Annotated in this window: 16 protein-coding genes and 2 pseudogenes; 12 read left to right on the plus strand and 6 right to left on the minus strand. The window is 50.7% G+C overall.

The window, feature by feature from the left end:
* Positions 1–46: 46 nt before the first annotated feature.
* Complete coding sequence (locus NFS22_RS06390) at positions 47–2,227, plus strand: alpha-galactosidase (RefSeq protein ID WP_251316880.1); 2,181 nt, start codon at positions 47–49, stop codon at positions 2,225–2,227.
* A 75-nt stretch (positions 2,228–2,302) separates the two neighbouring features.
* On the opposite strand, the gene NFS22_RS06395 is transcribed toward NFS22_RS06390, so the two are convergent.
* Positions 2,303–3,040, minus strand: coding sequence for a DUF4368 domain-containing protein (locus NFS22_RS06395; RefSeq protein ID WP_251316881.1), 738 nt, complete (start codon positions 3,038–3,040; stop codon positions 2,303–2,305).
* A gap of 6 nt (positions 3,041–3,046) precedes the next feature.
* Positions 3,047–3,421, minus strand: a complete 375-nt coding sequence (locus NFS22_RS06400) for a recombinase family protein (RefSeq protein WP_478292998.1) — start codon at positions 3,419–3,421, stop codon at positions 3,047–3,049.
* A 114-nt stretch (positions 3,422–3,535) separates the two neighbouring features.
* Here NFS22_RS06400 and NFS22_RS06405 point away from each other — a divergent pair.
* From NFS22_RS06405 to NFS22_RS06425, 5 genes and pseudogenes are all read left to right on the plus strand, one after another.
* Positions 3,536–4,189, plus strand: a pseudogene (locus tag NFS22_RS06405) (VirB6/TrbL-like conjugal transfer protein, CD1112 family); the annotation flags it as partial.
* Positions 4,190–4,366: 177 nt separating this feature from the next.
* Positions 4,367–4,510: pseudogene (locus NFS22_RS06410) on the plus strand (PrgI family protein); the annotation flags it as partial.
* Positions 4,452–5,186 carry a hypothetical protein gene (locus tag NFS22_RS06415; protein WP_478292999.1) on the plus strand — a complete coding sequence of 245 codons (735 nt, stop codon included), beginning with the start codon at positions 4,452–4,454 and terminating at the stop codon, positions 5,184–5,186. The pseudogene NFS22_RS06410 and the gene NFS22_RS06415, both read left to right, overlap by 59 nt.
* A gap of 2 nt (positions 5,187–5,188) precedes the next feature.
* Positions 5,189–5,395, plus strand: coding sequence for a transposon-transfer assisting family protein (locus NFS22_RS06420; RefSeq protein WP_002569181.1), 207 nt, complete (start codon positions 5,189–5,191; stop codon positions 5,393–5,395).
* Entirely contained in the window at positions 5,392–5,757 is a 366-nt protein-coding gene (locus tag NFS22_RS06425; RefSeq protein ID WP_002569182.1) for a cysteine-rich VLP domain-containing protein, read from the plus strand. The genes NFS22_RS06420 and NFS22_RS06425 overlap by 4 nt, the downstream gene beginning before the upstream one ends.
* Positions 5,758–5,934: 177 nt before the next feature.
* On the opposite strand, the gene NFS22_RS06430 is transcribed toward NFS22_RS06425, so the two are convergent.
* The 4 genes from NFS22_RS06430 to NFS22_RS06445 form a co-directional block, all read right to left on the minus strand.
* Complete coding sequence (locus tag NFS22_RS06430; protein WP_002569183.1) at positions 5,935–6,186, minus strand: helix-turn-helix domain-containing protein; 252 nt, start codon at positions 6,184–6,186, stop codon at positions 5,935–5,937.
* A 63-nt stretch (positions 6,187–6,249) separates the two neighbouring features.
* On the minus strand, positions 6,250–7,596 hold the full coding sequence (locus tag NFS22_RS06435) for a relaxase/mobilization nuclease domain-containing protein (protein WP_002569184.1): 1,347 nt from the start codon (positions 7,594–7,596) through the stop codon (positions 6,250–6,252).
* Positions 7,557–7,886, minus strand: a complete 330-nt coding sequence (locus NFS22_RS06440; protein WP_002569185.1) for a plasmid mobilization protein — start codon at positions 7,884–7,886, stop codon at positions 7,557–7,559. Before NFS22_RS06440 ends, NFS22_RS06435 begins: the two co-directional genes overlap by 40 nt.
* A 267-nt stretch (positions 7,887–8,153) precedes the next feature.
* A complete protein-coding gene (locus NFS22_RS06445; RefSeq protein WP_002569186.1) occupies positions 8,154–8,507 on the minus strand; it encodes a helix-turn-helix transcriptional regulator in 354 nt (117 codons plus the stop codon).
* Positions 8,508–8,891: 384 nt separating this feature from the next.
* On the opposite strand from NFS22_RS06445, the gene NFS22_RS06450 reads away from it, so the two are divergent.
* From NFS22_RS06450 to NFS22_RS06475, 6 genes are all read left to right on the plus strand, one after another.
* Positions 8,892–9,071, plus strand: a complete 180-nt coding sequence (locus NFS22_RS06450; RefSeq protein ID WP_002588768.1) for a cysteine-rich KTR domain-containing protein — start codon at positions 8,892–8,894, stop codon at positions 9,069–9,071.
* 23 nt (positions 9,072–9,094) lie between these two features.
* Entirely contained in the window at positions 9,095–10,084 is a 990-nt protein-coding gene (gene rlmN / locus NFS22_RS06455; protein WP_002569187.1) for a 23S rRNA (adenine(2503)-C(2))-methyltransferase RlmN, read from the plus strand.
* Positions 10,085–10,334: 250 nt separating this feature from the next.
* Positions 10,335–10,520: a hypothetical protein gene (locus tag NFS22_RS06460; RefSeq protein ID WP_009243795.1), complete on the plus strand. Its 186-nt coding sequence runs from the start codon at positions 10,335–10,337 to the stop codon at positions 10,518–10,520.
* A 101-nt stretch (positions 10,521–10,621) separates the two neighbouring features.
* Positions 10,622–11,062, plus strand: a complete 441-nt coding sequence (locus tag NFS22_RS06465) for an RNA polymerase sigma factor (protein WP_002569188.1) — start codon at positions 10,622–10,624, stop codon at positions 11,060–11,062.
* On the plus strand, positions 11,043–11,303 hold the full coding sequence (locus NFS22_RS06470; RefSeq protein ID WP_002569189.1) for a helix-turn-helix domain-containing protein: 261 nt from the start codon (positions 11,043–11,045) through the stop codon (positions 11,301–11,303). The genes NFS22_RS06465 and NFS22_RS06470 overlap by 20 nt, the downstream gene beginning before the upstream one ends.
* 417 nt (positions 11,304–11,720) lie before the next feature.
* Positions 11,721–11,948 carry a transposon-encoded TnpW family protein gene (locus NFS22_RS06475; protein WP_004613661.1) on the plus strand — a complete coding sequence of 76 codons (228 nt, stop codon included), beginning with the start codon at positions 11,721–11,723 and terminating at the stop codon, positions 11,946–11,948.
* Positions 11,949–12,022: the final 74 nt, after the last annotated feature.

Consider the following 12,022-nt stretch of genomic DNA (forward strand, 5'->3'; position numbering starts at 1 on the left):
AATCCCGTACAATCAGCCCGATAAATCTTTTTCAGGGGGTATCCCTATGATCGTACTCGATAATGAAAACCGAGTTTTTACTCTGCACACCAAGAACACCACTTATCAAATGAAAGCTGACCAGCACAATGTGCTGATCCACACCTACTACGGCCCCAGAGTGAGCGGCAGCGATCTGTCCTACCTGGTCCGCTATATGGACCGGGGCTGTGCCCCCAACCCGCCTGAGGCAGGGCTGGACCGGACCTACTCGCTGAACACTCTCCCCCAGGAGTACTCCACCTGCGGCCTTGGGGACTTCCGTCTACCCTCTATTGAGATTGAGTACCCGGACGGAAGCCGGGCAGTGGATCTGCGCCTCACCGACTGGGAGGAGGAGCAGGGCAAGTACGAGCTGGACGGCCTGCCCTTCTTCCACGGGGCGCAGGCAAGCACCCTTCGGCTTTACCTGGAGGACACCACGACCAATCTGGTGGTGGAGCTGACCTACGGCGTGTTTGAGGACTGCGACCTGATTACCCGCTGTGTTGAGGTACACAACTACGGGGCCGCTCCCATCCGCCTGTGCCAGTGCGCCTCTGTATGCCTGGATTTTCTGCGCTCTGACCTGGACCTGATTACCTTTGATGGCTGTCACCTGATGGAGCGGTCACCCGACCGCTCCCCCCTGCGCTCGGGTACCCAGGGGGTGGGCAGCGTCCGGGGCACCTCCAGCCATCAGCACAACCCCTTCGTGGTCCTCTGCGATCGGAACGCCAACGAGGACCACGGCCTGTGCTACGGCGCCGCACTGCTGTACAGCGGCAACTTCCAGGCCCAGGTGGAGGTCAGCCAGTATGACAACGCCCGGCTGGTTATGGGAATCAATCCCTATCACTTCTGCTGGACCCTGGAACCCGGCACGTCCTTCACCGCCCCGGAGGCGGCGCTGATCTGCTCCCCCAACGGCCTGGGCCAGATGAGCCGCCAGTATCACCGGGCCATCCGGGAGCACCTGATCCAAGACCCCCTGCGCGGCCAGCGCCGCCCGGTGCTGATTAACAACTGGGAGGCCACCTATTTTAATTTCACCGCTGACAAACTGGTGGACTTTGCCAAAACCGCCGCTCCTCTGGGTATTGAGCTGCTGGTCATGGACGATGGCTGGTTCGGCAAGCGGGACGACGACAACAGCGGCCTGGGCGACTGGTCTGTCAACACCGAAAAGCTCCCCGGCGGGCTGGAGGCCCTGGTGCCCCGTATCCAGGAGCTGGGGATGAAATTCGGCATCTGGATTGAGCCGGAGATGGTCAACGAGGACAGCTGCCTCTACCGGGAGCACCCGGACTGGGCGCTGACCATTCCAGGCAGGGCCCCCACCCGGTGCCGCAATCAGCTGGTGCTGGACTTCTCCCGCGCGGAGGTGCGCCAGCATATCTACAAGCAGATCAAGGCCGTTTTGTCCAGCGCTGATATCGCCTATGTAAAGTGGGACATGAACCGCAGCCTTACCGACGTGTGGTCCGCCGCACTGCCCGCCCAGTGCCAGGGGGAGGTCTTCCACCGGTATGTTCTGGGCGTGTACGAGATGCTGGACTGGCTGCGCCGGGACTTCCCCCACATTTTGATTGAGGGCTGCGCCGGCGGCGGCGGCCGGTTTGACGCCGGAATGCTCTACTACACCCCGCAGATCTGGTGCAGCGACAACACCGACGCCATTGACCGCCTGCGCATCCAGTACGGCACCTCCTTCTGCTATCCGGTGAGCGCCGTGGGGTCCCATGTTTCCGCTGTCCCCAATGAGGCCAACGGACGCACTACCCCCATCCGGACCCGGGGCGTGGTGGCTATGTCTGGCACCTTCGGCTACGAGATGGACCCCAACCAGACCACCCAGGAGGAAAAGGAGGTCATTCGGGAGCAGGTGGCCTTCTTCAAGGAGCACTACAACCTGATTCAGCAGGGAGACTACTACCGCCTCACCGATCCCTTCCAGAACGGCCCTTACACCGCCTGGGCCCATGTCGCCCCCGACGGGCGCGAGGCCCTGGTTTCTCTGGTGTTCACCTCCCTGCGTGCGGCCCAGCCCTTCCGGGTATTGAAGCTCAAGGGACTGAACCCCCAGCTGACCTACCAGATCAACGGCGAGGGCTCCTGGCCTGGCGACGTGCTTATGTGCGCCGGCTATCCCCTGCCTATGCTCAACGGGGACTACCAATCCTTGCAGCTCTACCTCAGTGCCATATAAAAAACACTCCCGCCCAGGACCGGGGGGCCTCATAAGGAAGTATTTTTATCTTGAAGAAGTGGCGTAGTCGGGAGGCTACGCCGCTTCTTCCTTTGCCTGGGGAGTGGGGAGAATACCAATGAAGTTATAAACAATGTCAATCTGCTGGGTGCGGTGTCCGCTGGATTTGTCCGGGGCGTGTACGTTGATACGCTCTATAAACTCGTTAAGAATGGCCGGGGTGAGCGTGTCAATCTCGCTGTACTTCTTCACCAGGGCGATAAACTGCGCCACGTTCACGGCCTGGGCCTGTTCCTTGTCCAATTCAGCATGGAGGGCCTTGGCCTTTTCTGTCAGCGTGCGCTGTTCGTCCTCGTAGGACTTGGACAGCTTGGAAAAACGCTCGTCTGAAAGTTTCCCGCTGATATTGTCCTCATAGATACGCTGAAACAGCACGTCTAAATCCGATATACGCCGCTCGGCCTGGGCTAGCTCCCGCCGCTTCTGCGCTGTCTCCCGCTTTTGGTCGGCCATACTCTTATCCATCACCGTTTGGACAAATTCGGCTTCGTGGGCCTGGACATATTGCACCGTCCGCCGCAGATGTTCCAGCACAATATCAGATAGAACAACCTCCCGGATAAAGTGAGCGGAACAGGTGCCCGTATTGCTCTTGTAGTTGGCACAGCAAAAATGGTTTTGCCTGTCCTCGAAGTTGGCGGCAGTACGATAATGTAGCTTTGCGCCGCAGTCAGCACAGTACACCAGCCCGGAAAACATGCTGTGCTTGCCCGTCTTGGTGGGGCGGCGCTTGTTCTTCCGTAGCTCCTGCACCCGTTCCTAGGTCTCCCGGTCTATGATTGCCGGGTGGGTGTCCGGGAACACCTTCCACTTGTCCGGGGGGTTCTGTACCCGTTTCTTGGACTTGTAAGACTTTTTATAGCCCTTGAAATTCACCGTACAGCCTGTGTACTCCATCCGTTCTAAAATCTTTGCCACCAGCTTGCTATCCCATTCATACGGATTTTCGCGGGGGTGGCCCACCACAGGGAGGCCCTTTGCCAGCTTGTACGCCGTGGGGGTCAGCACCTGCGCCGCCCGGAGCCGCTTGGCGATCTGCATAGGCCCCAGACCATCCATACACAGGCTGAATATCTCCCGTACCACCTGGGCCGCTTCTTCGTCTATCTCCCAGCCGCATGGCAAGCGGCGCACTGTCACCGAAGAAGCCGCAGTACGGCGACCCGGACTATTATTCATTCAAACCGGGCGAAAGCCTGTAAAACAACAAAAGGAGGATTTTATTATGGCACAGAAAATGACAGGAGCATTACCTACGTCCTATGCTATGAGCTTATCAGCATGGTAACGGAAAAGAACAATATGCACGACGTTGACACTTCCATGTTCTTCAAGTGGGTGTTCAAGGCGTTTGTGGCAGTCTACCTTGTGACGCACACCTTTGACATCACTATGGCGGTGTTCGATATGGCGCAGCACGTTGTTTCCGGCGCGGCGGGGGTAATCGGCGGCAGCACAGAGATTGATGTTGCCGCCGCCCTTGCTTCCATGCAGGACGGGCTTGACGCTATGGAAATCCCCGAACTGCTCTTACTTGTCATGGAAACAAGCCTTGTGAGCTTGTGCATGAAAATCATGTCCGTACTGATAACCGTTATCCTCTACGGGCGCATGATAGAGATTTACCTTTACTGTTCGGTATCGCCTATCCCGTTTGCAACAATGACGAACCGGGAATGGGGGCAGATAGGAAACAACTACCTCAAATCCCTGTTCGCTATCGGTTTTCAAGGCTTCCTCATTATGATATGCGTCGGCATTTACGCGGTTCTGGTAAACAACATGATAATAGCGGACAATCTGCACAGCGCGATATTCTCCCTTGCAGCCTATACCGTTATCCTCTGTTTCTCCCTGTTCAAATCCGGCGCACTGGCGAAGTCGATATTCTCCGCGCATTAGCGGCGTGTCAAGGGCAGGGTGGAGATTTTCAGAGCGAAGCGGCGAAAATACGACCCGACCTTGACGCGGATAACCCCCATATAATACGGGCGGGCAAAGGGCATAGATTGACCTTTGCCTTGATTACCCTTATGGGAAGTTACAGCAACACCAAACCCAGAGAAAGGAGGTTTTCACTTGGCGTATGTACCCGTACCCAAAGACTTATCCAAAGTCAAGACAAAAGTAGCGTTCAACCTTACCAAACGGCAGATTGTATGTTTTGCGGCGGCTCTCCTGTTCGGCTTGCCGCTTTTCTTTCTGCTCAAAGACAGCACAGGCATATGCAATCGAGCTAACGGGGACGGAGCGCGGGAAAATCAAGGGCAATCTGTACGAACTGGACTACGCTAAACATTATGAGCGCGTCAAGGAAAAGGAGCTGCCCGCCGATACGGTGAAGCTGATTTATGAGCATGGGGAACGGGAGATACCCGCCGGACAGTTTTTCAACGGCAATCCCGATTATGAGCTTGGAAAGTTTGAACGCTTTGAAGCCGTACCCAACGACCCGGACGCGCTGCAATCGCTCTTACAGGAAGAACGGCGCAGCCGGGAGCAGCTTCCGCCGGGGGATTTCAAGGCGCATATCGCCGCATTGCGGGACGGGCTGATTGAAACGGAAGCGCGGCGCATTGTACGGGAAATGAAGCGGCACGACACGCCGAACAGCCCCAACAAGACCCATTTCATGGTAGAGCTTTCCCCGGCGTTCATGCAGCTTGCAGCCACAAAGGACACTGACCGCCTTTTCTCCATGCTGCCCTACAAGACCCTTGCCTTTTCCAAAATCGAGGGCAGACATGGGACGTATGCGCTGATTGACAAGGGGGAGAACCGGGACAGGAAGATAAGGAAGCCCCGCCCCTCTATCCGGGCGCAGCTTAAAGCAGACAAGGCAAAGACCGCCCCGAAAAAGGCGGCGGCAAAAACAAAAAATCACGATATGGAGGTATGAGCATGATTAGACTGACTGTTGAAGAAACAAACCTTTTGAGCATTTACAACGAGGGCGGCAAGCGGGCTTTGATTGAGAATGTCAACGCCGCGCTGCCCTACATGGACGCGGATATGCGGGAGCTTGCAAAGCGCACCCTTTCCAAAGTGGACGCTTTGACCGAAGCGGAATTTGCAGAGCTTCCCATTTACGCCGCTGATGAAGTATGAACGGGGTTAAGCGGCTGACGCCGCCCCAGAGCCGGAAAGTCAACGCCCTTGTGCGCCGGACGTGCTGCAATTATGATAACGGGAACTGTATCTTACTGGACGACGGGGACGAGTGCGTTTGTCCGCAGCTCATTTCCTATTCGCTTCTCTGCAAGTGGTTCCGGGCTGCGGTGCTTCCCGCCGACAGGCTACTCTATGCGGAGCTTTACCAGACAGGGGACAAGAAGAAGTGTACCGAGTGCGGCGCGTTCTTTGCGTCAACCTCTAACAGTGTCAAATACTGCCCCGTCTGCCGGAAGCGTATCACCCGCAGACAAGCTGCCGAGCGCATGAGGAAAAGACGCACCCCTGTTACGCAGTAGGTGCGGAAAATCCCTTGATTTACAGGGCTTTCCGGGCGTGAAAATCGGATAGGCGATACTTTATACCTTTACCCCCGAAAATGGCGTTCTACTGCGTAACATTCACGAAAACAGCACCCATAAAAAGACAGGGCGCGGAAGTCATATACTGGCTTCCGCGCCCTGTTCTTTTTTTGCCTATCTGACATTTCCCTTTTCCATTTCTTCAAGCGGGAACTGCGGGAGGGCTTCTATCAGCTTCTTTGTGATAGACTGGCGCATATCTTCGTTGATTTCCTGTTTCGTGCTTCCGTCTGGCTGTCTGACCGCTACCGTCGATAGCCTGTCGATTTCGTCCTTGTAGCAATCCACGACTTTCTCCACCGCCCATTTCTCCCCGGCAACGGCGGCGCGTATGGTTTCATATTCCGGCATTTTCTGGTTTTCCATGCTCAACGCTCCTCTGCTTTTTGATAGCCCTATCATAGCACAGCGGCGGGGATTTTGCTATCCTTATCCGCGTTCTGTTTCCTTTTCCCGTTCCGGCTGTCTGTCTGCCTGTAAAATGCTGTCAATGTTCTGCTTGATAATATCATATTCCCGGACTTTCTTTTTCAATTTTCCATAGTCGGCGTAAAGGGCTTCTTTCTGCGCTTGGAGGGCTTCATACTCCGATTGCAGCGCGGCGAGGTTCGGGAGCTTCGCAATGCCCGCCGCTTTCAGTGACCTTACGGCGGCTTCATGGAGGATAATTGCCTGTTCCTGTCCGGCGCGGTACTTCTCCCTGTTCCTTGCCTTGCGGTATGCGTCATAGACAGGCTTTGTCTTTTGATAGGTGGAAACATTCTTGATAAGCACCGCCATTTCCGCAAGCCGCTTTTCGGCGTTCTTCAATGCGTCTGCCGCCTGTCCGCTTTCCGCTGCCATTTCCTCAATCCGGCTGACTAAATCCGCGTACTGCTCAATCTTATGTTCCGTCAAGAAATTCATTGTTTTAGCTGCCTGTTTCAGATTGTGGATTTTCGCCCACTGTTCATAGCCCTTACTCTGCGCTGCCTTGATACTGTTCTCAATGTCGATAAGCAGCGACACGCCGCGCTGCTCTCTGGGAGCTTTCGCCACCTTTGTCCGTCTGCCCGCTATCCGTTCCCTTACGGCTTCCTCTGTATAGTCTGCGCCGAGGGTTTTAAGGCGGGTGAAGCGTTCCTGTCCGGGGGCGCGGCATGATACATATTTCCCCGGCTTTATCTCATAGCCCGCCGCCTGTAACCGCGTTAGCAATTCCTCAAAACTGGAAACTTGGGGGATAAGCGCGTCAACAGTGGTTTTCAGCTTGCCTTTCCAACTTGTACCCGTCTTTTCTGCCTGGTACTCCGCATAGCTCTTTCCCTTGCTGCCCTTGCCGGGGACGACAACGGACAAGCCATTTTCCCGGCACAGCTTGTCGCTCATGTTCCGTATGCCGTAATAGCTCCTTTTGTTGGAATTGTATTTATGGTGGTCTACAAAGTTCACCGCGCAAAAAATGATATGGTTATGGACGTGTCCTTTGTCAATGTGCGTCGTGAGTACATACTCATGCTGCCCCTTTGTTACCGCGTCGGCAAGCTGCTTTCCGATTTCATGGGCTTTCTGATAATCGACTTCCCCCGGCTCAAAGGACTGTATCAGATGAAAGGCTAAATTGTTCCCCTTTTGGAGTGCTTGCGACAGGGTATATTCAAACTCAATATCTGCCGTTTCATAGGAGCAACCGAAAGAGGACACAAGCATTTTCCCGTCCGTCTTGTCCGGGTTTTCGATATAGTCAAGGGCTTTGCTTAGAGTGCTTTTAATAGGCTTAATCTTTGTAACCGCCATATCTCCGCAAGCACCCCCTTTATTTCCTCTATGTCCTCTTGGTATGCGTTCCCCGTCGCGTTTACGCGGCGTGCTATCTGGTTGACGTTGACACCGATTTTCTGTATCTCTGCGGTCATAGCCTTTATATCGGCGTGGTCTATCTGAATGATATACCCGTCAATGGCAATCTTCCGCAGATACGCCGCCATGTTCCGGGTGGGTACGAGCTTCATTTTTTCCAGTATTAAATCCCGTTCCGCTTCCGTCACTCTGAATTTGATTTGCACTGTCCTTTTGCGTCCGTCCATGTGTTCGCTCCTTTCCTTTCCGTTCCGAGGGTTTGGGACACTTCCCAACAAGCAATTTTCAACCGACGCGCCGCAGCGCGGGAGGGCGAAAATACGGAAGTGGTACCCGCTTCCTATGCTTGCTACGAATGTTTTTATCCTTTAGGCTCTTATCACCTACTACGGAGAAAAAGCGATTTTGCCAAACTTACGCAAAAGAAAAACGCTGCAACCTCAAAAAAGATTACAACGCTTTCTAAATCCTGTTCAGTTTTAAGTCGGACATTCCTATTCGCCCTCTTTTTCGACTTCGGAAATCTCCTTTGCCGTTGCGGTTACAATCCGTATGCCTGTATCGCTCATACCGTCAAGAAGCGCGTCAAGCTGCCGCCGCTGCGTGTTCTTCTCCGGCGGCGTTTCTAAAAGGAATTGGTCTACGGATATATGGTAACGCTGTATCAGCTCAAAGAATATCTGTAAACTTGGGTGCTGCCCCTTGTTCTCAATGTTCGCAAGGTAGCGCGGCGAGATAAACATTTCGTCGCCTACTTTCTTGCGGCTCTCCTTGCATCCCTCACGCGCTGCCTTTATCGCTGCCCCAAAAGCCTTAAAGTCGTATCGTGGTACTGGTCTTTTTGCCATAGTTATTCACCCTATTACATTTTACTGTTCCCCTTTCTTCTTGGATATGTCTACGTAGTTCTATCAGTTAGCCAAAATAATTCATATATATATATGTTGACAACAAGCTGCTTTTGTATATAATATTATATAAAAGGGGGGGAATGTTTATGTTACATAGCATGCGTATTCGATAAGCATTGAAATCAAAAAAGATTTTTCCCATTTTCAATATGGGCTTTTTTGTCATGCTTATTTTGCGTATGCTATACAACAAAACTAACGACGTATAGACATAGTATAAAAACTATGCCTTAATTTTGTTGTAGTATTATATGTATAAATGCAGGTCAATGCTCATGTTGAGAATTGACCTGCATTTTTTTGCGCAAAAGGAGAAATATTATGCTTGAAAAATATTGGATAAAATGTCCAATTTGTAACGGAAAGACGAGGGTTCAAGTATTTTATAATACGGTATTAAGAAATTTTCCTCTTTTCTGCCCTAAATGTAAATTAACGCATATCGTTGATGTTGAAAAACTAGAAATCATAATCAAAAACTCTGAAAAACAAACTTTTTAATTTTGAAAAGGAAGGATATTTAAATGAAACACTTACCTAAAAGTACACCTACGGAAATATTGAATGACCCATACGGATTTACTTACAAAGAAATGTCGGAAGTAATTGGAGAGGATAAAGCAAGAGCCTTATATACGGAATTGTATAAACAGCCATTTCACAAAGAAAATCTATCAATATCAACAAAAAAAGTCTATAAAAGTAGCGATACTGAAAAGTATGTTTATGAATTGAAAGATAACAGGTATATTGAAACGGTTTTTATTAAACGGCGAGATGGTGGGACTGTTTGCGTAAGTACGCAAGTTGGTTGTTCTGTTGGCTGTATTTTTTGTGAGTCCGGACGCAATGGTTTTGTTCGTAATCTAACACCGTCTGAAATTGTGCAGCAGGTTGTATTGATACGTCAAAAAGTAAATCGTATCGTTTTTATGGGAATGGGAGAACCTTTATTCAATTACGACAACTTGATTGCAGCAATCCATATTCTTCGAGATAGAAATGGACTTAACTTTCCAACCGACGGCATTACCGTATCAACAGTTGGTCCAGTTAATCAATTAAAAAAATTGCGCGAAGAACATCTAAAAATTCAGTTGACAATATCTTTACATGCAGCAACACAGGCTGCGAGAAACTGTATCATTCCTCATATGCACATGTACGCTATTGAAGATGTTGTTAAGCAAGCATTGTCCTATTCTCAAAGGCATAATCGAAAAGTGGTATTTGCGTATTTGCTTTTACCAGGTATAAATGACCGTTCCTCAGATATAAGGCAACTTGCAAAATGGTTTAAGGGCAAAAATGTTATGATTAACGTGCTGCAATACAACCCGACGAGTAATTCAAAAATTAGAGCACCACAAAAACAAGAAATGGTTGCGTTCAAACATCAATTAGAGCAAACAGGACTTGAAGTTACCATGAGAGTTTCTCATGGTAGAGAGATTAAAGCAGCTTGTGGACAGTTAGCTAATACATATAATAAAGCCAAAAAACAACAGAAATAATTTAATTAAAAGAGCCAGACGCACAGACGCAGAGCCGATAATATGCAGTTTGAAATACTGCTGTTATCGGCTCTTTTTTGATTTTAATTTGTGCCCCTAATAACCATATTGGAGCAAAATCAGAACTGTTGCTTGTCGTTCTTTGATTTCCGCAGCAGCTTTGAAAAATCAAAGCCGCCGTTTCTTTTTATCTTCTAATGAAATGACGCGGTATCACTGTTGAAATCGGCGGCTAAAGGAGGTAGCCGCCATGAAGCAAAAAGCATATCGACAAAATCCGACAGTTATTGACTTATCAAAAAAAGCCCGCCCACCACCGGGGGAAACTACGCTTATATATATGAACTGTCTAATCATCTGGATACTGCTTACAATGCCTATGCGCCCGTCCGGGCTTTTCGGACGGGCGCATTTTGTACGTTCAAAAAATTTTTGAAGAAATTTCAAAAAATCTTCGGCGTTTTTGAAAAACGCCGTATTGCCCCGCGAAAAGGGGGGAAGCACCACCAACTTTCCAACGAGAAAGGAGGTGAGAATGTGGAACCTAATAGCAGGGAGTTTTACAAACAGTGTGCTTTTCAGAAGTTTTGTAATACGGTATTGCACAATGAAGCTTGCGACACCCATAGAGAACTTCGCAGACACAAGGCAAAGGAAGTGACCTTTTCCGACATGACCTTAGACGAAGCGCGGCAGCTTCATACGTTTGATGAATATTTCAAACGTGAAGCCGCCGAAACCGTCTTTGAGAAAGCCGGGAAGAAAATCACGCCAAAGCTGCTTCTTGAAGCAATCCGTACTTTGCCGGAAGAAAAGCGCAAAGCCATATTGCTGTATTACTTCGAGGGAATGAACGATACCGAGATTGCGGAGCTGTTCAACACGTCGAGAAGCACGATACAGTACAGGCGGACAAGCTCTTTTGAGAAATTAAGAAAATATCTGGAGGAAAATGCTGATGAATGGGACGAATGGTAACGAACCCGGCTACCCGGAAAATGCCCTTGTTCCTTATCCTGTCATTGTGGCAGCGACAAAGGGCGACCCGGACGCCATGAAGATTGTCTTGCAGCATTTCAGCGGCTACATAGCCCGCCTCTCCATGCGGAAGCTGTACGACGAGCGCGGGAACGTCTATTTTGGCGTAGACCACGACATTCGGGAACGGCTGCAAGCAAAACTGATGATGGCTGTCCTCACCTTTAAGGCAGAGGAATAAACCGCAGCGGCGGCGGGACGCTTTCTCTCTCCCCCTTTTCCGTTCCGCTGCTGACGCGGCAGCAAAGCCATTCTGAACCTTGACAAAGAAAGCGGCGCAAGATAACGGCGGCGCAGCATAGGGCAAATCGGATACGTTCCTTTTGCGCCGAGCCATACGGCGGGTGCGCCATGACGCTATCCGGGTGAGGTTATCCCCGCCCGGACAGCCGAGCGACCAACACCGCGCCGGAAAGCAAGTGTAGCGGCTTGCGGGCGACGACACGCAGAATATACAATGATACTTCCTTACAGCCACAGTCCGAGCGTTAAGAGCGTCGCAGGCAATGGGTAGGGCGGCATGAGAACCATGCCGGGGTGAAATTCCCATGAGGTTATGCTAATAACCGTCCGATTAAAGCCTTTGTTTTATTGAATAGTGGACTTGCTGCTATTCATAGACTATATTATATGTTTGCGAAAGAAAGGGGGATTTTCTTTGACGCAAAACCAAACGCCCGTTACCACAACGGAGCATAAAATAGGAAAAGTTACTTACCTTGTATGTTCGTCCGCAAGTGAACGCGCAACGGACACACTGGATAAAAAGATAAAAAAACTCATTCGCAAAGACATGGAACTGAACCCCGCAAACGCCCGGAAATAGGGCGTTTCTTCACATTTTATACATGACACAGGCAGCGGTATGTGGTATAATATAGACAGTACAAATACCATGCT

Source organism: Flintibacter muris (assembly GCF_943192995.1).
In the GTDB taxonomy this organism is placed as follows: Bacteria; Bacillota; Clostridia; order Oscillospirales; family Oscillospiraceae; genus Lawsonibacter; species Lawsonibacter muris.

What these genes read in the sequence shown, in the direction of transcription:
- NFS22_RS06435 (WP_002569184.1), bottom strand. Translation starts at nt 7,596, where the DNA reads ATGGCGGTTACAAAGATTAAGCCTATTAAAAGCACTCTAAGCAAAGCC.
- NFS22_RS06445 (WP_002569186.1), bottom strand. Translation starts at nt 8,507, where the DNA reads ATGGCAAAAAGACCAGTACCACGATACGACTTTAAGGCTTTTGGGGCA.
- NFS22_RS06425 (WP_002569182.1), top strand. Translation starts at nt 5,392, where the DNA reads ATGAACGGGGTTAAGCGGCTGACGCCGCCCCAGAGCCGGAAAGTCAAC.
- NFS22_RS06440 (WP_002569185.1), bottom strand. Translation starts at nt 7,886, where the DNA reads ATGGACGGACGCAAAAGGACAGTGCAAATCAAATTCAGAGTGACGGAA.
- NFS22_RS06420 (WP_002569181.1), top strand. Translation starts at nt 5,189, where the DNA reads ATGATTAGACTGACTGTTGAAGAAACAAACCTTTTGAGCATTTACAAC.
- NFS22_RS06470 (WP_002569189.1), top strand. Translation starts at nt 11,043, where the DNA reads ATGAATGGGACGAATGGTAACGAACCCGGCTACCCGGAAAATGCCCTT.
- rlmN (WP_002569187.1), top strand. Translation starts at nt 9,095, where the DNA reads ATGAAACACTTACCTAAAAGTACACCTACGGAAATATTGAATGACCCA.
- NFS22_RS06390 (WP_251316880.1), top strand. Translation starts at nt 47, where the DNA reads ATGATCGTACTCGATAATGAAAACCGAGTTTTTACTCTGCACACCAAG.
- NFS22_RS06450 (WP_002588768.1), top strand. Translation starts at nt 8,892, where the DNA reads ATGCTTGAAAAATATTGGATAAAATGTCCAATTTGTAACGGAAAGACG.
- NFS22_RS06430 (WP_002569183.1), bottom strand. Translation starts at nt 6,186, where the DNA reads ATGGAAAACCAGAAAATGCCGGAATATGAAACCATACGCGCCGCCGTT.
- NFS22_RS06460 (WP_009243795.1), top strand. Translation starts at nt 10,335, where the DNA reads ATGAAGCAAAAAGCATATCGACAAAATCCGACAGTTATTGACTTATCA.